At 70.2% G+C, this 22,300-nt stretch carries 17 protein-coding genes; 9 read left to right on the forward strand and 8 right to left on the reverse strand.

Translation table 11 applies throughout. The features are described from left to right. The first annotated feature begins 140 nt into the window (after positions 1-140). The 6 genes from BS72_RS12940 to BS72_RS12960 all read left to right on the forward strand — a co-directional run bounded on the left by BS72_RS12940 (position 141) and on the right by BS72_RS12960 (position 8,866). Positions 141-1,637: a potassium/proton antiporter gene (locus BS72_RS12940; protein ID WP_232792605.1), complete on the forward strand. Its 1,497-nt coding sequence runs from the start codon at positions 141-143 to the stop codon at positions 1,635-1,637. Positions 1,638-1,846: 209 nt separating this feature from the next. Further along, a complete protein-coding gene (locus BS72_RS12945; protein ID WP_407639037.1) occupies positions 1,847-3,160 on the forward strand; it encodes an MFS transporter in 1,314 nt (437 codons plus the stop codon). Positions 3,161-3,226: 66 nt separating this feature from the next. Beyond that, complete coding sequence (locus BS72_RS34000) at positions 3,227-3,550, forward strand: FmdB family zinc ribbon protein (RefSeq protein ID WP_078901319.1); 324 nt, start codon at positions 3,227-3,229, stop codon at positions 3,548-3,550. Between the two features lie 92 nt (positions 3,551-3,642). Next, a complete protein-coding gene (locus BS72_RS12950) occupies positions 3,643-4,491 on the forward strand; it encodes an S-methyl-5'-thioadenosine phosphorylase (protein WP_037910508.1) in 849 nt (282 codons plus the stop codon). A gap of 1,873 nt (positions 4,492-6,364) precedes the next feature. Then, complete coding sequence (locus tag BS72_RS12955) at positions 6,365-7,513, forward strand: PLP-dependent cysteine synthase family protein (RefSeq protein ID WP_037910510.1); 1,149 nt, start codon at positions 6,365-6,367, stop codon at positions 7,511-7,513. 156 nt (positions 7,514-7,669) lie between these two features. Beyond that, on the forward strand, positions 7,670-8,866 hold the full coding sequence (locus tag BS72_RS12960; protein WP_051951058.1) for a low temperature requirement protein A: 1,197 nt from the start codon (positions 7,670-7,672) through the stop codon (positions 8,864-8,866). A gap of 74 nt (positions 8,867-8,940) precedes the next feature. Here the strand turns inward: BS72_RS12960 and BS72_RS12965 are convergent, their stop codons facing one another. Both BS72_RS12965 and BS72_RS12970 read right to left on the reverse strand, forming a co-directional pair. Then, a complete protein-coding gene (locus tag BS72_RS12965) occupies positions 8,941-9,708 on the reverse strand; it encodes a VIT1/CCC1 transporter family protein (RefSeq protein ID WP_078901323.1) in 768 nt (255 codons plus the stop codon). 151 nt (positions 9,709-9,859) lie between these two features. Next, entirely contained in the window at positions 9,860-10,855 is a 996-nt protein-coding gene (locus tag BS72_RS12970) for a sigma-70 family RNA polymerase sigma factor (RefSeq protein WP_037910514.1), read from the reverse strand. A gap of 192 nt (positions 10,856-11,047) precedes the next feature. Between BS72_RS12970 and BS72_RS12975 the strand changes: the two genes are divergently transcribed. Both BS72_RS12975 and BS72_RS12980 read left to right on the forward strand, forming a co-directional pair. Next, a complete protein-coding gene (locus BS72_RS12975) occupies positions 11,048-11,569 on the forward strand; it encodes a GNAT family N-acetyltransferase (protein ID WP_037910517.1) in 522 nt (173 codons plus the stop codon). Between the two features lie 279 nt (positions 11,570-11,848). Then, positions 11,849-12,634 (forward strand): dioxygenase family protein, encoded by a 786-nt coding sequence (locus tag BS72_RS12980; protein ID WP_037910520.1) that lies wholly within the window; start codon positions 11,849-11,851, stop codon positions 12,632-12,634. 109 nt (positions 12,635-12,743) lie between these two features. On the opposite strand, the gene BS72_RS12985 is transcribed toward BS72_RS12980, so the two are convergent. The 4 genes from BS72_RS12985 to BS72_RS13000 form a co-directional block, all read right to left on the reverse strand. Next, positions 12,744-14,252, reverse strand: coding sequence for an MFS transporter (locus BS72_RS12985; RefSeq protein ID WP_037910522.1), 1,509 nt, complete (start codon positions 14,250-14,252; stop codon positions 12,744-12,746). Positions 14,253-14,485: 233 nt separating this feature from the next. Then, entirely contained in the window at positions 14,486-15,139 is a 654-nt protein-coding gene (locus BS72_RS12990) for a TetR/AcrR family transcriptional regulator (RefSeq protein WP_037910524.1), read from the reverse strand. Positions 15,140-15,726: 587 nt separating this feature from the next. Continuing rightward, positions 15,727-16,551, reverse strand: a complete 825-nt coding sequence (locus BS72_RS12995) for an ABC transporter ATP-binding protein (protein WP_051951059.1) — start codon at positions 16,549-16,551, stop codon at positions 15,727-15,729. Positions 16,552-16,695: 144 nt separating this feature from the next. After that, positions 16,696-18,222 (reverse strand): MFS transporter, encoded by a 1,527-nt coding sequence (locus BS72_RS13000; protein WP_078901324.1) that lies wholly within the window; start codon positions 18,220-18,222, stop codon positions 16,696-16,698. An 851-nt stretch (positions 18,223-19,073) separates the two neighbouring features. On the opposite strand from BS72_RS13000, the gene BS72_RS13005 reads away from it, so the two are divergent. Then, positions 19,074-20,414, forward strand: a complete 1,341-nt coding sequence (locus BS72_RS13005) for a hypothetical protein (RefSeq protein WP_051951060.1) — start codon at positions 19,074-19,076, stop codon at positions 20,412-20,414. Positions 20,415-20,552: 138 nt separating this feature from the next. On the opposite strand, the gene BS72_RS13010 is transcribed toward BS72_RS13005, so the two are convergent. Both BS72_RS13010 and BS72_RS13015 read right to left on the reverse strand, forming a co-directional pair. After that, entirely contained in the window at positions 20,553-21,161 is a 609-nt protein-coding gene (locus BS72_RS13010) for an FMN reductase (RefSeq protein WP_037910530.1), read from the reverse strand. After that, positions 21,158-22,276, reverse strand: coding sequence for an LLM class flavin-dependent oxidoreductase (locus BS72_RS13015; RefSeq protein WP_037910532.1), 1,119 nt, complete (start codon positions 22,274-22,276; stop codon positions 21,158-21,160). Before BS72_RS13015 ends, BS72_RS13010 begins: the two co-directional genes overlap by 4 nt. Positions 22,277-22,300: the final 24 nt, after the last annotated feature.

Genomic DNA, 22,300 nt, shown 5'->3' on the forward strand with positions numbered 1-22,300 from the left:
GATCCGACGTGCTCGTGGTGCAAGGGCAACCATAGGCGCACGGGCTGTGCTCCTAGGACGCGGCGTCAGGGCGGCCAGACCCCCAGAACGGCGAACGTCAAGGAAGGGTAAAATATTAGCCAAGGTAAGAAGCTGAAAGGATCGGGCCCCTGACCGTCCACCACCTGAACGAGATCCTGCTGATCGGCGCCCTGGTCCTCCTGGTCGCCGCTGTCACCGTGCGGCTGGCCTCACGCAGCGGCCTTCCCACCCTCCTCATCTATCTCGGTATCGGTGTGGTCATCGGACAGGACGGCCTGTTCGGGTTCACCTTCGACGATGTCCAGCTCACCCAGGTACTCGGCTACGCGGCGCTCGTGGTGATCCTCGCCGACGGCGGCCTCGGCACGAAGTGGCACGAGATCAGACCGGTGATGCCCGCTGCGACCGTTCTGGCCACGGTCGGCACGCTGGTGAGCGTCCTCGTCACCGGCTCCGCGGCACACTACCTGGTGGGGCTCGAGTGGCGGCAAGCCCTCATCATCGGTGCGGTGGTGTCGTCGACCGACGCGGCGGCCGTCTTCTCCGTCCTGCGCAACGTTTCACTGCCCAAGAGGGTGACCGGGGTCCTGGAGGCCGAATCCGGGTTCAACGACGCCCCCGTGGTGATCCTCGTGGTGGCCTTCTCCACGACGGGGCACGTCGCGCCGTGGTACGAGCTGGCCGGGCAGATACTTCTGGAGCTCGCCATCGGGGCGGCGATCGGGCTGGCGATCGGATGGATCGGCGCCTTTGGGCTCAGACACGTCGCACTGCCCGCGTCCGGCCTGTATCCGATCACGGTGATGGCCATCGCCGTCGCTGCCTACGCGACCGGTGCCCTCGCCCACGGTTCGGGCTTCCTGGCCGTCTACGTCGCCTCCCTGGTCCTCGGCAACGCCAAACTCCCCCACCGGCCTGCCACGCGCGGTTTCGCCGAAGGCCTGGGCTGGATCGCCCAGATCGGGCTCTTCGTACTCCTGGGCCTCCTGGTCACCCCGCATGAACTCGGCGACGACGTCGTCCCCGCAATCGTCATCGGGCTCTTCCTGACTCTGCTGGCACGTCCCGTGTCCGTCGTCGCGAGCCTGACGCCCTTCCGGATCCCATGGCGGGACCAGGCCCTGATGTCCTGGGCAGGCCTGCGCGGCGCCGTACCCATCGTGCTGGCGACCATCCCGATGGTGTCGGGCATCAGCGACAGCCGGCGGATCTTCAATATCGTCTTCGTCCTTGTGATCATCTACACGCTGGTCCAGGGACCGACCCTTCCTTGGGTGGCGCGACGACTGCGCCTGGGGGACGGGAGGGGAGCCGCCGACCTGGGCATCGAATCGGCGCCTCTGGAACGGCTGCGGGGCCATCTGCTGTCGGTCGCGATCCCGCGCGGCTCCAGGATGCACGGCGTCGAGGTCGGGGAGCTGAGGCTCCCTCGCGGCGCCGCCGTCACGCTGGTCGTACGCGACGGCGCCAGCTTCGTCCCCCTGCCGGCGACCACGCTCCGCAACGGTGACGAACTGCTGGTCGTGGCGACGGATCCCGTGCGTGACTCCGCGGAGGAGCGGCTCCGAGCCGTCGACAGGGGCGGCAAGCTGGCGGGCTGGCTCGGGAGCGCCTGACCGCCGTCATCCGGCGGTGCGTGTTGTCGCCACCCGGCGGTTCGTATACGTCCTCCGTATGATGGACGGGTCCTTGTCGGATACAACCACTGCCTGACGCAGGGCCGGGTGCGCGAGACGCGCCGAGCGGACGGCCTTCGGTGCGAGAGCGCGACTTCGCGGGCGCGCGCACTACCAGGTGGCAGAAAGACCGAGTTGTGGCATCCAAGGTGCCCACCTCCGGCCCCCGGGGCGATGGACCCGGAAGTGCCTCTGCTCCTCCAGAAGGAGCCGGATACCGAAGGCTGCTCAGCACCCCCGGCGTCAGGGCGTTCCTGGTGTCCGGTTTCGCCGCCCGGCAGCCCTTCGCCATGCTCACCGTCAGCATGGTGCTGCTCGTCGACCATGTGACCGGCTCGTACGGAACGGCGGGCGCGGCGGCGGCCGTCACCGGCGCGTCGATGGCTCTGTTCGCGCCGCGAGGCGGCCGCCTCGCGGACCGCTACGGCCAGCGGAAGGTGCTCCTGCCGGGAATCACGCTGCACGCGGTCTCAGTGGCGGCCGTGGCCCTTCTCGCACTGTCCGACGCCCCGGCCTGGGCGCTGCTGATCGCCGCCGTCCCAACCGGCGCGACGGTCCCGCAGATCGGCCCCATGGTGCGCTCGCGCTGGATCGTCGCGCTGGGCGGCGGCGGTTCCCCCCTGGGAGCCACCGCCGCGGCCTTCGAATCGGTGACCGACGAGCTCACCTTCGTGATCGGGCCGGTGCTCGCCACCGCGCTCTGCACGTCCGTGCACCCGGCAGCGGGCCTGATCGCCGAGGGCACGCTGACCGTGGTCGGCGGCTCACTCTTCGCCATGCAACAGCGTTGTGCCCCGCCGCTCTCTTCCCCTTCCACAGCCACGGACGCCGGAAGGGCACCGCGATCGGCACTCTCGAACCGCGGCATGCCGGCCCTGGTCGTGGCGTTCCTCGGAATCGGCACCGTCTTCGGGGGCATGCAGGTGTCCGTGGCGGCCTTCGTACAGGAGACGGGGCACCCTGGACTGAACGGTGTGCTCTACGGCACTTTTGCCGCCGGCAACATGCTCTCGGGGATCGTCTGCGGGACCCTGAAGTGGCGAAGCGCCCCTCGTTCCAGGCTGCTCGCGGCCCTCTGCGGCCTCACTGCGGCCTGTGCGCTGCTCTGGCTGGCACGCACGGTGCCCGCACTGGGTCTGTTCGCTTTCGTGGTCGGTATGTTCATCGCACCGACGATTGTCACTGGGTACTCCCTGGTCGACACCCTGGTGCCTCAGGAGAGGCGTACGGAGTCGTTCACCTGGATGACCGGGGCGGTGGCACTCGGGCAGGCTGCCGCCGTCACCTCGGCGGGAGTCCTGACCGATGCCGCCGGATCTCGTTGCGGCTTCCTGGTCCCCATGGCCGGCACGGCGGCGGCGTTGTCGGCCGTGGTGGCCCTGCGGAAGGGGCTCAGGCCGCAGACGCCCGATGAGGTCACGAAGGGTGTGATCAGTCACCGTCAGCCGGTCCCAGTGGACTGACGGCGGGAAATACTGCACTATTGAGCGTCGTTAGCACTCAATCAGTGAGAGTGCCAGGAGGAGCAAGTGCCGACCTACCAGTACCAGTGCACCGAGTGCGGCGAGGCCCTTGAGGCGGTGCAGAAGTTCAGTGACGACGCGCTGACCGAGTGCCCCAACTGCGGCGGACGTCTCCGCAAGGTCTTCTCGGCTGTGGGCGTGGTCTTCAAGGGTTCGGGTTTCTACCGAACCGACAGCCGCGGGTCGTCGTCGAGCAGTGCACCGGCCGCAAAGAGCTCGACCTCGGAGAGCAAGTCCTCGGACGGCGCCAAGTCCAGCAGCTCGAGCAGCTCGACCAGCACCTCGTCGACCGGTTCCTCCTCGTCGAACAAGAACACCTCGGCCGCCTGAGAGGCCCCGGCCCTCGGATCTGAACGTGCGCCCCCGTTGCCATCGCAACGGGGGTTCGCCGTGCCCTGAGGCGACGCCATAAGGTGACCGCCATGGTGGACAGCAACAGCACGCAGGCCGAGATCGGCGTCATCGGCGGCTCCGGGTTCTACTCCTTCCTCAGCGATGTGAGGGAGGTCACGGTCGACACGCCCTATGGGGCGCCCAGCGATTCGCTCTTCCTGGGTGAGGTCGCGGGGCGCCGTGTCGCCTTCCTCCCCCGCCACGGCCGCGAGCATCACCTCCCGCCCCACAAGATCAATTACCGGGCGAACCTCTGGGCTCTTGCCTCGGTCGGCGTGCGCCAGGTCCTCGGCCCCTGTGCTGTCGGCGGACTGCGAGCTGAGTACGGTCCGGGCACACTCCTTGTCCCTGACCAGTTGGTGGACCGCACGAAGTCGCGCGCCGGCTCCTACTTCGACGGCGAGGCGCGCGCGGACGGCCAGGTGCCGAACGTGGTCCATGTGACCTTCGCCGACCCCTACTGCCCGGTGGGCCGCGAGGCCGCGGTCGCCACCGCGCGTTCCGGCGGTTGGGAAGCGGTGGACGGCGGGACCCTCGTCGTCGTGGAGGGGCCGCGGTTCTCCACCCGGGCGGAGTCCGTCTGGCACGCGGCGCAGGGTTGGTCCGTGGTCGGGATGACCGGGCACCCGGAGGCCGTTCTCGCCCGGGAGCTCGGACTTTGCTACACCTCGCTGACACTCGTGACCGATCTCGACGCCGGTGCCGACACCGGCGAGGGCGTCTCCCACGAGGAGGTGCTGGAGGTCTTCGCGGCGAATGTCGGCAGGCTGCGGGACGTCCTCTTCGATGTTGTCGGTGCCCTGCCGGACACCAGCAAGCGTGACTGCTTGTGCGTCAATCCGCTGGGCGGGCAGGAACCGGGCATCACACTGCCGTAAGGGGCACCTGCCCGCGTCCGCGCGGTAGTGGAGTCTGGAGGCGCCTATCTCCGCCTATCCGGGCCGGGCCGGGCTTGGCCGGGCCTGGTGATGGGCCGTCTCCAGAGTTATCCACAGGGCCTCTGACGCCAGTGTCCGCTTTGCGTCATCGTGGTGGGGATCCCGGCGCATCCGCCGGGGTCTCCACTCACCTCAGGCGGTGTCTGCTGTGCGCTCCCCCGGATTCCTCCTCTCCGTCCCCGCGGCCGGTTCCGACGGTTCCGGCCTTCCTGTCCGGCGAGCCCGGAGTTCCGCGGACTCGCAGCAGCCGTCCACGTGTGACTCCGACCGGTACGCTCCGGAAGCCCCCAAGCCCTACGCCCCGCCTCGCCGCGCGGTGCCGAGCTTCCCTCCGATCCGCCTACGCCGCGCCGGCGTACGCGGGCTGCTGGGTGCTGCGCTGCACAAACGGAGACGCGCGCTCGCCGCGGCGATGGCGGTAGCGGCGGCAGTGCTGGCAGCCTCGGCCGTGCGGAGCGCTCCCCCACCCCGTGCTCCGGCCGCTTCGCCCGGGAGATCCGGCGACGCCCTGCGGGCGGCGCCCGGCGATCGACTGGTGCACGCGCCGGTGCGGATCGCCGACCCCGCGGTAGTGGCACTGCTGCGGCCTGGCGCCCGCGTCGACGTCCTCGCCGGGTCGCACGTGGTCGCCTCGCAGGTCACGGTGGTCGCGGTACCTACGAGCGCATCTACCCTGCCGGAGCAACCTCTCACCGACGGGGCGGCGCCGGGAGGAGCTCTCGTGGTCCTCGCTGTGCCGCGCCGGACGGCGGCGGCTCTGTCCGGCGCGGCCGCCGGCTCTCCTCTGGGGGTGGTACTGTGCTGACTCGCCTGTCTGCGAGAGGCGACGGTGTCCGACTCTCGTCAGGGCCTGCCGCAGGCGGAGGCGCAGAAGGACAACTGGGTGAGAAAGCCCAGTCGGAGAGCCCTGCTGACGGGTGTCAGCGGCACGACGGCTGGCGGGAACGTGGCCTGAGCAACGGCTCCGGTGCTCGCCGGTGCGTAGTAGGACCAGGCCACAGCGTCGATGCCTCTCGTCCCGAACCACGGGCTCGCCGACGTCTGCGATACGAAGGGCCGCGTTGGGAGATCGCCCTCTTCCAACGGACCAGTCCGGGTGGGCGGTCAGCAGGCCCTGCGTCGTACGGACACCGCGGTGTCCGGGCCGGTCAGGAGCCCCCCTCCCGCGGCTCTCACCAGGCTCTTGGCGATGCGGCGCCCGTCCGTCAGACAGGTGAGCCGACGCCGATGGCGCCCGACGCCGGGGCAGCCCTTGGCGGCGCCGCCTTCGGCGAGCAAACCTCGGCGGCGGCCGAAAGAGTTGCTGTGGGGCAGCCTCAGGGGGACGACGGCCCGGCTGGGTGGTGCCAGGAACTGGCCACCCGGTTCGTGAGGGCTTTGGAGTGCGGCGATGCGAACCCGACGGCTCTGCTTCACAGGTGGTGCGGGGGCTTCTCGTTGAGGAAACGGATAAAGTCGTCGTCGGAGGCTCGGTCGCCCCAACCTCGGTCCGAGTCGTCGGCGGACGGCCGGCTGAGTGGGTCGTCGAAGACGAAGCCGGTCGCGGAACCGGTCCTTGGACCTTCAGGACGCGTTGACGGCGTCTGGGTGCTGTCGCCGTCGCCCGGGCCCCCTACGGCACCTTCACCGTGGCCTTGGGCGTCGGACGCGCCAGCGGGCCGGGAGTCCGGCGTGGCAGCGGGTTCGGGGTCTGCGCTCATCTCTCCAGCGTACGGCGAGCCGAGATCACTCCCGATGCCGCGCGTGCCCAAGCCGACACCCACAGGTACCCAAAGTGCGGGTTGGGGGGAGGGCGACGGATATACCTGGCCTCATGCAGAAGCCCGAGCCGACCGCCTTTCCCGTGCCCCTGCCCCCAAGCGGGTCCGCGACGGAGGAGGACGTCGACCGAAGCGACCCCGTGTACCGTCATTGGTTGAGCGAGGCTGTGGCGAAGGTCCATGCCGACGCCAACCGGTCCGCAGATACCCATTTGCTGTCGATCCCTCTCCCCGCGAGCTGGGACGTCGACCTCTATCTGAAGGACGAGTCGACCCACCCGACGGGCTCGTTGAAGCACCGGCTCGCCCGGTCACTGTTCCTGTACGCGCTGTGCAACGGGTGGATTCGGCCGGACCGTCCGGTGATCGAGGCGTCGAGCGGTTCGACAGCGGTATCGGAGGCCTACTTCGCCCGTCTGATCGGTGTCCCCTTTGTGGCCGTCATGGCGCGCGGCACGGTCCAGGCGAAGGTGGAACTGATCGAGTTCCAAGGCGGCCGCTGCCACCTGGTGGACGACCCGAGCGAGGTCTACGAGACCGCGGCCCGGTTGGCGGAGGAGACCGGCGGCCACTACATGGACCAATTCACGTACGCGGAGAGGGCGACGGACTGGAGGGGCAACAACAACATCGCGGAGTCGATCTTCCGGCAGATGACACGGGAGCGGTACCCGGTTCCAACGTGGATCGTGGCGACCGCGGGGACGGGCGGCACGTCGGCGACGCTGGCCCGGTACGTCCGCTACGCCCTGGCCGAGACGGGAATCTGCGTGGCCGACCCGGAGAACTCGGCGTTCTTCCCGAGCTGGCGCGACAGCGATCCGTCGGTGACGACCTCGATGCCCTCGCGGATCGAGGGGATCGGCCGGCAGAGGGTGGAGCCCAGCTTCGTACCCGGAGCCATCGACCGCATGATGCGGGTGCCGGACGCCGCGTCGATCGCCTCCGTGCGCGTCCTGGAAAGGCTGCTGGGGCGCCGGGCGGGCGCCTCGACCGGAACGGGGCTGTGGGCCGCGTTCCGGATCGTGTCGGAGATGCGCGAGCGCGGCGAGCGGGGAAGCGTCGTGGGAATGCTGTGCGACCCGGGCGAGCGCTACGTCGAGAAGTACTACTCGGACACGTGGCTGGCCGAGCAGGGCATCGAGATCGGTCCTTACGTGCGCCGACTGGAGGAGTTCCTGGGTGGCGCTCTGCTGAGCTGAGCGGCGACTTCTACACGCCTCCGAATCTGGGCGACGGCTGAAGCTCCTCCTGTCCAGTGCTGGCGGGATCAGGCGCGCGCGTTGGCGTGCGCCAGCCCGTCTGACTCCCGCAAGGTGTCCTGCATGAGCGATTCACCTCGTGCCGTGCGCCGCGGAATGCCGAGCGTTCCCCCTTCCTCGCGCACTGGTGGCGTCGTCCGCCGCATGTCGGCACGGGACCGCGGTGAAGAGCATCGGGCTTCCACTCCGTTGGAGTTGTTCTTCGACCTGTGCTTCGTCGTGGCCGTGGCACAGGTTGGCGGACGGCTTGTACACGCCGTGGCCGCGGGGCGACCAGGCCACGGGGTGCTCGGCTATCTGACCGTGTTCTTCGCGATTTGGTGGGCCTGGATGAACTTCTCCTGGTTCGCGTCCGCCTACGACACGGACGACGTGCCGTACAGGGTGACGACACTGGTCCAGATCGTGGGCGTCTTGATGCTGGCGGCGGGGGTGCCGCGTGCTTTCGACGGTGGTGACTTCCGCCTGGTCGCGATCGGATACGCCGTTATGAGGTTGGCGCTGGTCACGCAGTGGCTCCGCGCGGGCGTCGCGGAGAACGGTGGCGCTCGGGTGACCGCTTTCCACTACGCGTGTGGCGTGGCGGTCTGCCAGGTGGGATTGATGGTTCTGCTGGTGCCGCATGGTGCGCCTCCGGTGTGGGCGTTCGCGTTGATGGCCGCGGCAGAGTTGGCGGTCCCGCCGCTGGCTGAAAGGGCTCAGCCCACGTCGTGGCATCCGGGCCACATCGCAGAGCGCTACGGCCTTTTCACGATCATCGTGCTGGGTGAGTCGGTGTCTGCTGCCACGGTGGCGGTGCAGTCGGCGGCGGACGAGCACGGGACGTTCGGCTCTCTGGTGCCCATCGCGGTCGGCGGGCTGCTGCTGGTGTTCGCCGCGTGGTGGATCTACTTCGCTGTGCCCATTGAGGAGCACCTGGTGTCGAGCCGTGTGGCGTTTGCCTGGGGGTACGGACACTTCGCCGTGTACGCCAGCGCGGCGGCCATCGGTGCCGGGCTGGAAATCGCAGTCGAGCACGCGGTGGGTGAGATCGACGTGTCGACGAGAGGTGCCTCAGCGGCGGTGGCGCTGCCCGCGGCGGTGTTCCTGTTCGCCGTATGGCTTCTCAACTCACGTCGCCACACGCGCGGGGCGACGCAGCAGATGGTTTTGCCGGTATCAGCGGTGGCAGTCGCGGCGTGCATGTTCACCGGCACGCACGCAGTGCTGTGGGCAGGCCTGGTGTGCGCGGGGACAGTGGCAGTCGGAGCTGTCCTTGAGGAACGCGCCCGAGCCGTGAACCACGGACAATAGCAAGGCTCACCGGCAGCCCCCAGCCGGTCGCAGCGCGGAAGCCGTCATGTCATGTCAGGGCATTCGTCGCGGCCTCACACGCCGGTTGCGCTGAGAAGGGTGCCGACCGCGTAGGTGACGGCCATCGCCAGGACTCCACCAACGGCGTTGCGGATGATCGCCGGGCGCGCAGGGGCATTGCCCAGGTGGGCGCTGACCCAGCCGCAGCAGACAAGGGCGATCAACACGGATACGACGGTGACCGCCAGCCGCCAGCCGTCCGGCGGCAGCACGATGGCCAGGAGCGGTAGCAACGCTCCCGCGGTGAACGACACGAAGCTGGCCCACGCGGCATGCCAGGGGTTGACGAGCTCCTCCGGGTTGATGCCCAGTTCGACGCGCGCGTGAGCGCCGAGCGCGTCGCGGTCGGTGAGCTGTTCGGCAACCTCGCGAGCGAGGTCGCGCGAAATGCCGCGGTTTTCGAGCAGGCCCGTTAGTTCGTCGAGTTCGGCCTGGGGAGTGGTGGCGAGCTCTTCGCGTTCCTGAGCGAGGGCGGCCTGTTCCGAGTCCAGTTGCGTACTGACCGACACGTATTCGCCGACCGCCATGGATAGAGAACCGGCGAGAAGACCGGCGAGGCCGGCGGTCAGGAGTGCCGAGCGGGAGTCTGTAGCTCCGGCCACACCGACGACGAGTCCCGCGATCGACACCACCCCGTCGTTGGCTCCGAGGACTGCGGCTCGCAGCCAGTTCAGGCGGGTTCCGAGTCCTTCGTGGTGGGGTTCACCCGGGTGCCCGGCGGGCTGCTCGGCGTCACGGATGCGGGCCGGCTCTGCAGCAGGGTCGTCGGAGTCGTCACTCATGGAAGGCAGGGTCTCACCCCGCACGGTGAGTGGGCCCTGGACAGGCCGAACCCCGGCGCGGGGGGGATGCACCGGGGTCCGGGTCTGGAGCCGCCTCACAGCCGGAAGGCGCTGCGGGCGGATGTTTTTGGCCGAGATGCGGGGGGGCGGGTCAGGCGGCTTCGTAGTCAAGGCCGGTGGCGCGGGCCATTCGCTTGAGGTCGGCGAGAGCGTGCTTTTCGATCTGCCGGATGCGCTCCCTGGTGAGGCCGTGCTCCTTGCCCACCTCGGTGAGGGTGCGTTCGCGGCCGTCGACGATGCCGTAGCGGGCGCGGATGATGGAGGCGGTCCGCTCGTCGAGCCGGTCGATGAGGCCGTCGAGTTCCTCGCGGCGCAGCATGACCAGCACGGAGTCCTCCGGGGAGGGTGCGGCGCCGTCCTCCACGAGGTCTCCGAACTCCGTCTCGCCCTCCGCGTCCACGGACATGTTCAGCGATACGGGGTCGCGGGCCCAGTCGAGGACGTCGGCGATCCGCTCCGGGGTGGAGCCGAGTTCCGTGGCGATCTCCGAGGGTTCGGCGTCGCGGCCGTTCTCGCGGTTGAACTCACGCTGGACGCGCCGGATGCGCCCGAGTTCCTCGACGAGGTGGACGGGCAGGCGGATGGTGCGGGACTGGTCGGCGATGGATCGGGTGATCGCCTGCCGGATCCACCAGGTCGCGTAGGTGGAGAACTTGAAGCCCTTGGCGTAGTCGAACTTCTCGACGGCGCGGACCAGGCCGGCGTTGCCTTCCTGGATGAGGTCCAGCAGGGGCAGGCCGCTGCGCGGGTACCGGCGGGCGACGGCCACGACCAGGCGGAGGTTGGAGCGGATGAAGACGTCCTTGGCGCGTTCGCCGGCGGCGATGAGCGATTCGAGCTCTTGGCGGCTGGCGTCCGCTCCGGCGCTCCCGGGCAGTTCAGCGTCGGCTGCGAGTATCCGCTCGGCGTAGACGCCTGCCTCGATGTCGCGGGACAGCTCCACTTCCCTCGCGGCGTCGAGCAGCGGGGTGCGGGCGATCTCATCCAGGTACATGCCGACGAGGTCGCGGTCGGCGACTTCCCCGCCTGCGGCGCGAACGCTACTGGTCCCGCCTGCGTTGCGACGGGCGACGGCACGGGTTGCCATGCGAGCTCCCTTTCGAAAGTGCGGTCGGTTGTCCTACGCGGAGGAGGCGCGTGCTGCCTCGGCGGTTCCCTGTCCTGTTCGGCTGCCCCATCCGATGTGGATAACGACTGGAAAACGGACACAATTCCCAAGTCGTGGCCTGTTCTTTATGATCATGCAGTACCCTGTCCCGCCGCCCAGAAGGGCCATGGCATGCCCGGTCAAGCGAACGCCCTGGTCAGCCCTGGTACGGAGAAGGATCTTGTCGCGCTGACCGACATCTACAACCACTACGTCCGCGAGACAGCGATCACCTTCGACACCGTTCCGATCACTCCGGATGAACGACGGCCATGGCTGTTGTCCCATCCGGAAGACGGTCCGCACCGCCTCCTGGTTGCCCGCATGCCCGGTCCCGGGGGGCGCGTCCTGGGATATGCGACGAGCAGCGCGTTCCGGCCCAAGCCGGCGTACTCGACCTCGGTGGAGACGAGCATCTACCTGGCTCCCGGCGCGGGTGGGCGCGGCGTGGGTTCCCTTCTCTACCGGGAGCTCTTCGATGCGCTGGCCGCCGAGGACGTGCACCGCGCGTACGCCGGCATCACCCTGCCCAACGAGGCGTCGGTCCGTGTCCACCAGCGGTTCGGGTTCCAGCAGGTGGGGTTGTACGAGGAGGTCGGACGCAAGTTCGGCAGCTATCACGACGTCGCGTGGTTCGAGAAGCGCATGGCGTGACCGGCTTTTCGCGCACCGCCGGGGCCGGCGGCGCGCGGATCGCCCAGCGGCCCCGTCCTGGCGCTCCGTTCGGTCCGCGACGGCGGCACCTGCACCCCACCGCCTTGTGGGAGGCCACCTGGGTACGCCCACACCGGCCTGGTATGTCCTTCCGGCACCTGATACCGACCCAGCGCGCGGCAGGCAGCGCCGGGGCTATGCATCCGCCCTTCATTCTTGAGGCTTCAATCAAACACGGCTACCGTCAGCGGTGGAATTCAGTACTCAAGGAGGTCGGCTATGTCCGTGGCAGCTCCAGGGCGCATGCCTGCCCTCTACCTCTCGCATGGCGCCCCGCCGCTCGCCGACGATCCCGTATGGCCCGGCGAACTGGCGGCGTGGGGGGCGCGGCTGCCCCGCCCCAAGGCGATTCTGGTCGTGTCGGCCCACTGGGAGGAGGCGCCGTTGGCGATCGGGGCCACCACCCGGACACCTCTGGTGTACGACTTCTGGGGCTTCCCGGCCCACTACTACCAGGTGACGTACGACGCCCCTGGGGCTCCCGCGCTCGCCGAGGACGTGCGCAAGCTCCTGGGCGGGGCAGGGACACCGGTGCAGGACGTGCCCGATCGCGGACTGGACCATGGCGCCTACGTGCCGCTGGTGGAGATGTTCCCGGCCGCAGACGTGCCGGTGCTCCAGGTGTCGATGCCGACGCTGGACCCCGAGCAGCTGATGGAGATCGGCCGCCGGCTGACACCGTTGCGTGACGAGGGTGTTCTGATCATCGGCAGTGGCTTCTTCACCCACAACCTCGCGGCACTGCGTCACAGCGGCGAGCAGCCGCCGAGCTGGTCGGCGGAGTTCGACGGCTGGGGGCGTGAGGCCCTGCAGGCCCAGGACGTCGACGCCCTGGTGGACTTCCGGCGCAAGGCCCCCGCGGGCCGGCTGGCCCACCCCCGCACCGAGCACTTCGCCCCGCTGTTCGTCACCCTGGGTGCGGCCGAGGCGGAGCTCGGCAGTCAGCGCAGCGTCATCGAGGGCTTCTGGATGGGCCTGGCGAAGCGCTCCCTCCAGTTCGGCTGACCCTCTCCGGGAGTCGCTCCTCCTCAGGAGTTCGCCGGGGCCGCGAACAGGAGCGCGCCCCGCCCCCCGGAAGCCGGGGCGGCGAGGGCGCGCGGTGCGGTCTGGTCCGTCAGTGGGCGATGACGGGGACAGCCACGTCCTCCACGGAGCCTTCGCCTTCCTTCCGCCCGGAGGCGCCCTGGACTTCGGCGTTGAGCAGGGTGAAGGCGAGGAGCGAGGACAGCAGCAGGATGCCCATCGCCACGTAGATGGCCACGGAGTAGCCGTGGACGGCGCTCTCGGCGAGCAGAAGAGGGTTCTTCCGGTCGGCGGCAGAGTGGATGTGGCCGGTCTTCCACGCCGCGGTGGCGGAGGCGGCCAGGGTGTTCAGCAGCGCGGTGCCGATGGAGCCGCCGACCTGCTGCGAGGTGTTCACCATCGCGGAGGCCACACCGGCGTCCTGGGGCCGCACACCGTGGGTGGCGAGGCTCATGGCCGGCATGAACGCGGTGCCCATACCGAGGCCCATGAGGACCAGGCCGGGGAGTAGCACGGAGGCGTAGTTGGAGTCGACCTTGATCTGCGCCAGGATCGCCATACCCACGGCTGCGACCAGGAAGCCGGGCCCCATCAGCAGGCGCGGCCTGACCCGCAGCATGAGGCGGGCGCCGATCTGGGTGGAGCCGGTGATCATGCCGGCCACCATCGGCAGGAAGGCGAAGCCGGACTTCAGGGCGCTGTAGCCCAGCACCTGCTGGAGGTAGTAGGTGAGGAACAGGAACAGGCCGAACATGCCGATGACGGCCAGGCCCAGGGAGAGGTAGATGCCTCCGCGGTTGCGGTCGGTCACCACCCGCAGCGGCAGCAGCGGCGCGAGGACGCGGCGCTCGACCGTGATGAAGGCGCCGAGCAGGACGACTGCGGCGACGAACATGCCGAGGGTGATCGCGGAGGTCCAGCCGTCGGAACTGGCCGAGCTGAACCCGTACACCAGGGCGACCAGGCCCGCGCTGGCAAGGATGACACCGGGGATGTCGAGGCGGTTGCGGTTGCGGCCCTGAGCAGGCTCGCGGATATACGCCACGGCTCCGACGACGGCGACGGCGGCGAACGCGATGTTGACGAAGAGCACCCAGCGCCAGTTCAGGTACTGGGTGAGGACGCCGCCCAGGATCAGGCCGACCGCGGCGCCGGCGCCGGCGATGGCGCCGTAGACGCCGAAGGCCTTGGCCCGCTCCTTCGGGTCGGTGAACGTCACCGCGAGCAGGGAGAGCGCGGCCGGGGCCAGGAGAGCGCCGAACACGCCCTGGAGGGCGCGGGCACCGAAGAGCATGGCCGGGTCGACCGCCGCGCCGCCGAGAGCCGAGGCAGCCGCGAAACCGAGCAGGCCGATGATGAAGGCGTTCTTGCGTCCCCACAGGTCGCCGACGCGTCCACCGAAGAGCAGCAGGCCGCCGAACGCCAGGGTGTAGGCGGTGATGACCCACTGGCGGTTGGCGTCCGAGATACCGAGGGCGTGCTGGGCGGAGGGCAGCGCGATGTTGACCACGGTGGCGTCGAGGACGACCATCAGCTGGGCCAGGGCTATGAATATGAGCGCTGTCCAGCGCTTGGGATCAGGCTGGAGCGTTTCAGGCATGGGTGGTCTCACTAAGGGTGCGGAGTGACAGGACGCGGGGACGTTTGTCAGCGTGGTCCGGCATCGGGACGGGACCCGGAGGGTCCTGACGCGCCGGTGTGAGGAATCGAGCGGGACTGGGTGCTCGGAAGGGCATGGCACGGGTTCCCCGTGCACGGTGCTCCCGTGGTGGGAGGCGCTCACCGCCGCTGCGAAGTCGTCAACGGTACAGCCCGGCAGGTGTGACGGTCGAACTATTTACGGCAGTTCCGCAGGTCCTCCAAGGTCGCGGCGGTCCCTTCGAGCGTCGAGCGCGCGGGGGCGCGCAGGCCGTCGAGGAAGAGTTGCAGGTGGCGGTTGACGAAGCGGCCGAATCCGGAGCACCCGGTGCCCGGGAGGGGACGGGTGAGCTGGGTCAGCGCGACGATCAGGTCACCCACGGCTATGTCGCCGCGCATCTGACCCGAAAGCTGGGCGCGGTCGATGATCGCGGCGACGGCGCTCTGCAGCCGGTCGGTCGCGTGCTGGACGTCCTCGTCCGCACAGTCGAACGCTGAGGAGATCACCGGGCACAGGGCGCCTATGCGCTCCTCGACGGCTTCGAAGGCGAAGCGCTCCAGCGCGGAGAAGGCGTCGGGCTCGGCGGCCAGGGCATCCTCGGCCCGCTGCGCGGCGCCTTCCATCACGGAAAGGGCGACCTGGCGGACCAGCTCGGTGCGGTCGCTGAAGTGGCGGTAGAGGGTGGCGTTGCCGACTCCGGCGCGGCGCGCCACCTCGTCCAGCGGCACGTCCGGACCGTGTTCCACGATGGCCTCGCGGGCCGCGGACGTGATCCGCTCCCGGTTGCGGGAGGCGTCCGCGCGCAGCCTCGGCGGGTGCGGCACTGCGGCTGCGGTGACGTCGAGCATGGCGGGCCTCCCCTCACGGTGATCGTCCGGATCGGCGGGAGTCCCCCACCGGCGAAGCGAGGGTTGGCTCCCCGCTTCTTTCATCTGTCGAAACGGAGAAAGGGTCCCCGGATATTTCCCGTCTCGAATGTGACGCACACCACATATCGTTGAGGGGCTTTCCTGCCCCTACGACAGGTCCCGCGACGACGCCTTCCTCTCGTCCGGAGCCGGGAGGAGTTCCACCGAGCAGGAGTCCGCCGAACGCCTCTCCGAACAGGGCGTCGTCGCAGGACACGGCAGAGCGGAGCCCCGGGACCGGTACGGCGCCAGCCTGACGGGCCGGTGCTGAGGGGGTGGTGGGCGCACACCCGTGGAGACGCGTCCGGCCGCGCCCGTGGATGACACGGCCGGACGGGTTGGCGAAGAACGCGTGAGGGAGGACTGCCGCAGCGGGTCGCCGCCGGCGAGGTTCCCGGCGATCGCGCAGCACCGGGCAAGGAGCGGGCGGTCACGCGCTTCACGTCGACCACGCCGGCGGGAGTCCGGGCTCCTGGGTCGGGCGGTTCGCGCCGCGGACCGGAAGGTGTCGGTGGCGCGAGGCTGCCTCAGCGGCTTCCGGACCGGGCCAGCCAGCGTCCTTCGTGCAGGCTGACCTCGATGGGCCGGCCGAAGCACTGGGTCATGTTCGATCCTGTCAGCATCTCGTCGACGGGGCCGCTGGCGAGCACCCTGCCGTCCCGCAGCAGGAGGACGTGCCCGATGGCGGGCGAGAGCTCCTCCAGGTGGTGGGTGACCGTGATCGTCGCCAGCTCCGGGCGGGTCAGCGCCAGGCGGTGCATCGCGTCGATCAGGTCCTCCCGGGAGGGCAGGTCCAGCGCGTTGAAGGGCTCGTCGAGCAGCAGCAGCGACGGGTCGGCCATCAGCGCCCTGGCGACCAGGATGCGGGCTCGCTGGCCACCCGAGCAGACACCGAACGGCCGGTCGGCGAGGTCCTTGATCTCCAGCTCCGCCAGGATCTCGTCGGCGCGCTCCCGCACACCGGCGTCGTACTGGCGCCACAGCGGCTGCACGGTGCCCGTGTGGCCGGTCAGGACGACGGTGTGGGCGGTGGCGTCCAGGGGGACCTTCTGCGCCGAGGAGACGAGGCCGATGTGGGCGCGAAGCTCGCGGATGTCCACCCGGCCGAGGCGGTGGCCGAGGACCTCCACCGTGCCGGTGGTCGGATGCATGAGCGCGCCGATCAGCCGCAGGACGCTCGTCTTGCCGGCCCCGTTCGCGCCGAGCAGCGCCCAGTGCTCACCGGAGCGCACGCTCCAGGTGATGTCGTCGAGGATGACCTGGTCCGTGGTGTAGCGGCGGACGCTGGCGGCGTCCAGGGCCGCGACCACGCGGGGACCTGCTTGCGGCGTCTCCGTGCCGTTGACTGCCATGGGCGGAACAGTAGCTGTATCTGCCATCTTGTGAGGGGGCGTTCCGCGATGTGGATGCGCCCCGACGGGATGACGACTCCACCCGGGTGGGCCCTCTGTTCGCCCGGACCGGCCTCCTGGATGCGGCACCGGGAACCGGAGGGCTCACATGGGTGCGGCCGCGCCGGTGGGGTCGGACAGGCTCTTGGGCACGCCCGGCCGGTACAGCAGCAGGGTGACGATGAAGCCGACGGCGAAGAAGCCGGCCGACCACCAGTAGGCGGTCATGTAGCTGTGCAACTGCGCCTGGGCGGCGAGCTGGGGGCTCGGGCGGTGACTGGCGGCGTAGCTCGCGGCGGCGCTCGTCGCCAGGGTGTTGAGCAGGGAGGTGCCGATGGACCCGCCGACCTGCTGCGAGGTGTTCACCATCGCGGAGGCGACACCCGCGTCGTACGGCCGTACGCCCGCGGTGGCGAGGTTCATGCCGGTGGCGAAGATCATGCCGAGGCCGAGGCCGAGGAGCAGCGTCGGCGGCAGCACGTGGGGGGCGTAGCTGCTGCTGCCGTTCAGACGGGTCAGCCACACCATGGCTCCGGCGGCGAGCAGCATGCCGGTCGGGACGATCGGTTTGGCGCCCAGCCGGGGGACCAGGACGTTGGTGGTCGTCACCGAGGTGACCATGATGACGGCGACCATCGGCAGGAACGCGACTCCTGTGAGCACCGGGGAGTAGGACAGGGTGCGTTGCAGGTAGTACGTCAAGAAGAGGAAGACGCCGAACATACCCGCGCCCGAGATGAACATCGCGAGGTAGGACGCTCCCCGGTCGCGGTCGCCGGGCACGCGCATCGGCAGCAAGGGGTGGCGGGCGCGCAGTTGCCACCAGCAGAAGGCCAGCAGGAGCGCCGCGCCGGCAGCCAGGAAGCCCCAGGTGCTGGGGGCGCTCCAGCCGTGCCGCTGGGCGTCGGAGAAGCCGTAGACGATGCAGAACAGGCCCGCCGAGACCAGGAGCGTCCCGGGGATGTCCAGGCTGGGCCGGTCCGTGGGCCTGCCCGGGTGCAGCAGGCGCATGCCGCCCACGAAGGCGATCAGAGCGAAGATCAGATTAACGTACAGGCACCAGCGCCAGTCGAGGTATTCGGTGAGCAGGCCGCCCAGCAGGAGGCCCACGGCGCCGCCGGCACCGGCGATGGCACCGTAGATGCCGAACGCCTTGGCGCGCTCTCCAGGGTCGGTGAACGTCGTGGTCAGCAGGGACAGCGCGGCGGGGGCCAGAAGGGCGCCGAAGAGGCCCTGGAGGGCGCGCGCACCCACGAGCACCTCGAAGCTCGGGGCAGCACCGCCGATGGCGGAGGCCACCGCGAAGCCGACCAGACCGATCAGGAAGGTCTTCTTGCGTCCGATGAGGTCGGCCAGGCGGCCACCGAGCAGCAGCAGAGACCCGAAGGCCAGCGCGTAGGCGGTCACCACCCACTGCCGGTTGCCGTTGGAGAAGCCGAGTGCCTGTTGGGCCGAGGGGAGCGCGATGTTCACGATCGTCGCGTCCAGTACGACCATCAGCTGAGCGAGTGCGACAACCCCGAGCACCAACCAGCGGTGCTCGGGAGGCGCCCCCTGGTGGCCGGCGCTCGCGCCGTCGCCGCTCGGCGGCGACGGCGTCGCCGTGGAGGTGTCCTGCGGGTCTCGGGACATGAGCTGGATCTCCTTAGCGCGACAGCGCTCCCCCCGCACGCCCACCCACCGTATGCGCAGGCCAGGTGACCTGCCACGCGAGACGATCCCGCGCCTGCGGCCGAGCCTCGACCCGCCCGTCCGGCTCCGGGGCTCCGTCCGGGGCGGGCGTCCCAGACCCTGGTCCGTCACGACAGCGACGTCGATCGCCTCGGCCGATCACCACGGCCGATCAGCACGGAGGGGCGGGGCGTTCGGGTCTCCGGGGCGCGCTGGAAGGTGCCCTGGTGGTACACCCGTGACCGCCATCGGGAGACCGTCCCGGGTGGCGATGACGGTCACGGAGCCGGGCGGCCGCCCTCGCCGACGGCCCGGGGACGCGGTCGCGGAGGGCGGTGCGCCGCTCGCCACCGCTCGCTTCCCCACCGGCGGCCGAACGTGCACCCGGCGCTCCCAAGGGCCGACCGGCGATCGACCGGGGCCCTTCCGGATGTGCGGCACCGACGAGAGGATCACTGACCGGCCGTCGATCCTCACTAACCCACCGTCACCCGACTGGCGCGGTCCGAAGAGCACACCGATGCCGATGCCGTGGGTGTCTCCACTACTCGGCGAGCGATGCGGCACCTATGCGGGGTTCCCATCGCCGCCGCCTTGCCGGGGAGCAGCGTGCGGGTCCACCCCCCTGGACCACCCGATGCCGACCCGCCTGCCACCCGTACGGGTGACCGCACACCGCCTGGTGAGGTCGGTGTCCCGCAGTTCGCCACCCGAACGCCGTAGCACCGCGCGCGGCACCTATGGGAGCCGTTTCTGATGGTCATGGGATCGCACTGATCCGACGATCCGAGCAGGTGGCGAGGGGAGCGCGGATGCCGAGCAGCGCCTACCCCGGCGGGGCCTCCTCCGAGCACACTCCTCTGGACGACTCCGAACGGCGTGAACTGGCCGATCTACGGGCCCGGAAGGGAGGCACCCACCACGTCCGTTCGGCGCTGTCGGCGGTGCTGCTCGTACTGGCCGCGCTGCTGGCCCCGCTGAGCGTGGTCGCGGTCTGGGCCGCCGACACCGTGGGGGACACCGGCCGTTACGTGGCGACCGTCGGGCCTCTGGCGTCCAAGCCCGATGTCCAGAAGGCGGTCAGCCGCCAGGTGACGGACGCGCTGGTGGCGCGGATCGACCTCGACACCCTCATCTCGCAGGCTGTGCCCTCCGACCGGCCGCTGCTGCGGAAGGCGCTGGGGCCGCTGCGCAAGACGGTCACCGACGGCGTCAGGGACCTCGTACAGCAGCAGGTGACGTCGTTCGTCGCCAGCGACCGCTTCGCGGTGCTGTGGCGGCAGCTGAACCGCCGGGCGCACGCGGCCTTCCTCGGCGCGCTCACCGGCGACAGCGACACGGCGGTACAGGTCAGGGGTGACGAGGTGGTGCTCGACCTCGCGCCGGTCGTCGATCAGGTGAAGCAGCGCCTGGCCGACCAGGGGCTCACCGTGGCCCGGCACATCCCGACGGTGCACACCGAGTACACGCTGCTGCGCTCCGAGAAGGTCCACAACGCCAGGACGGGCTTCCGGCTCCTCCAGCTGGTGGGCAACTGGCTTCCGGTGGCGACGGTGGTGGCCGCGGCCGCCGGGGTGCTGCTGGCGGTACGGCGGCGGAGGGCGGTGGTGACGATCGCACTGGCGATCGCCGTGACCGTCGCGCTGCTCGGGGTCGCGCTGTCCGTGTTCCGGGTGTTCTACCTCGACCAGTTGCCCGCGGGAAGCAACGAGTTCGCCGCCGGCACCGTGTACGACCAGCTCGTCCGCTTCCTGCGGGTGAGCGTGCGGTCGGTGGTGGTCCTGGCGCTGGTCGTCGCCCTGGGCGCGTGGCTGAGCGGCCCCGAGACCTGGGCCGTACGGGTGAGGGGGTTCTGGGAGTCCGGCATCTCGGCGGCGCGTGAGGGGGCCGGGATCAGGTCGACCGGCGCCGTGGGCACCTGGGTGCACCGCTGTCGCCGAGTGCTCCGCTGGATCGTGGTCCTGGTGGCGGCGGTCGTCCTACTGGTGTGGTCCTATCCGACCGCCATGGTCGTCTTCTGGATCGCGCTGACCGCCCTTGGAGCGCTCGCGGTGATCGAGTTCCTCGACGACCAGCCCCGCCGTTCCGGGGCCCCGGAACGGTCGGGTCCTGGCGAGCGGCCCGCCCACGGCGCCGGCTCGTCGGCCGCATAGGCGCCGGACCGGCCTCCCAGGGGGCCGGACCGGCGCCGCCCGGCCAGGCCCCCTGCTCCCTGGTGCCCGGCATTCCTGGCCCTCGGAAACAGGTGCCCCTGGGACGCGGTTGCGGCGTCCCTCTCCTGGGGCGGCCTCTCACCCCTCCACGGCCAGGGCGGCGAGCTGCTGCGCGAACGGGATGACCGGTTCGTCGAGAGGATCGACGCTCCGGCGTACCGGGCGGGCTTCCAGGAACGCGGCCAGTTCGCCGCCCGCGCGGTCGATCCGGGCGGCGAGGGCGCCCTCGCCGTCGGACGCCCAGTCCTCCGAGGCGGCATAGACCGCGGTCGGGACGACAAGGGCGCGCAGGTAGGCGAAGAGCGGCCGCATGGCGTGGTCGAGCACCAGGGAGTGCCGGGCGGTGCCGCCGGTGGCCGCCACGAGGACCGGCAGGCCCACCAGCGCGTCCTTGTCGATGATGTCGAAGAACGACTTGAACAGGCCGCTGTAGGAGCCCGTGAACACCGGGGTGACGGCGATGAGGCCGTCCGCCGAGGTGACCGCGTCGACGGCGGCGCGCAGTCGGGGAGCGGGGAAGCCGGTGACCATGTTCTGCGCGATGTCGGTGGCGAGTTCGCGCAGCTCGACCACTTGGACGTCGACGTCGGCGTGCCGCCCGGTGGCGGCGGCGAGGCGGTCGGCCAGCAGCCGGGTGGAGGAGGGCCGGCCCAGCCCCGCGCTGACCGCGACGAGTCGCTTGCTCATGCGCGCACCTCCTTCGCGGTGTCGTCGGCCTGCGCGGCCTCCTGGTCGCGCCGGGCCAGCAGGGCCTGGTGGGTGGGGCCGTCCGGGACCTGGGCCGGGCGCCCCTTGGCGAACTCCTCGCGCAGCACGGGCACGACCTCCTCGCCCAGGATGTCCAGCTGCTCAAGAACGGTCTTGAGCGGCAGGCCGGCGTGGTCCATGAGGAACAGCTGGCGCTGGTAGTCGCCGAAGGACTCGCGGAAGGCGAGGGTCTTCTCGATGACCTCCTGGGGCGATCCGACGGTGAGCGGGGTCTGCTCGGTGAACTCCTCCAGCGACGGCCCGTGCCCGTAGACCGGAGCGTTGTCGAAGTAGGGCCGGAACTCGCGGACGGCGTCCTGGGAGTTCTTGCGCATGAACACCTGGCCGCCGAGGCCGACGACGGCCTGCTCGGGCGTGCCGTGCCCGTAGTGGGCGTAGCGCTCGCGGTACAGGCCGATCAGGCGCTGGAAGTGGTCGCGCGGCCAGAAGATGTTGTTGGCGAAGAAGCCGTCACCGTAGTAGGCGGCCTGTTCGGCGATCTCAGGGCTGCGGATGGAGCCGTGCCACACGAACGGGGGCACGCCGTCCAGCGGCCTGGGCGTCGAGGTGAAGGACTGCAGGGGGGTACGGAACCGCCCGGCCCAGTCGACGTCCTCCTCACGCCACAGCTTGTGCAGGAGCGCGTAGTTCTCGACGGCGAGCGGGATGCCCTGGCGGATGTCCTTGCCGAACCACGGGTAGACGGGGCCGGTGTTGCCGCGGCCCATCATGAGGTCGACCCGGCCGCCCGCGAGGTGCTGGAGCATCGCGAAGTCCTCGGCGATCTTCACCGGGTCGTTCGTGGTGATGAGGGTGGTCGACGTCGACAGGATCAGCCGCTCCGTGCGCGCGGCGATGTAGCCCAGCATGGTGGTGGGCGACGACGGCACGAAGGGCGGGTTGTGGTGCTCGCCGGTGGCGAACACGTCCAGGCCGACCTCCTCGGCCTTCAGCGCGATGGCCACCATGGCCTTGATCCGCTCGTGCTCGCTCGGCGTCCGCCCCGTGGTCGGGTCCGTCGTGACGTCGCCGACCGTGAAGATCCCGAACTGCATCGCTCCCACCGTCCCATTTGGTTG

Origin of the sequence: Actinacidiphila yeochonensis CN732, from assembly GCF_000745345.1 — a bacterium.
Classification (GTDB): domain Bacteria; phylum Actinomycetota; class Actinomycetes; order Streptomycetales; family Streptomycetaceae; genus Actinacidiphila; species Actinacidiphila yeochonensis.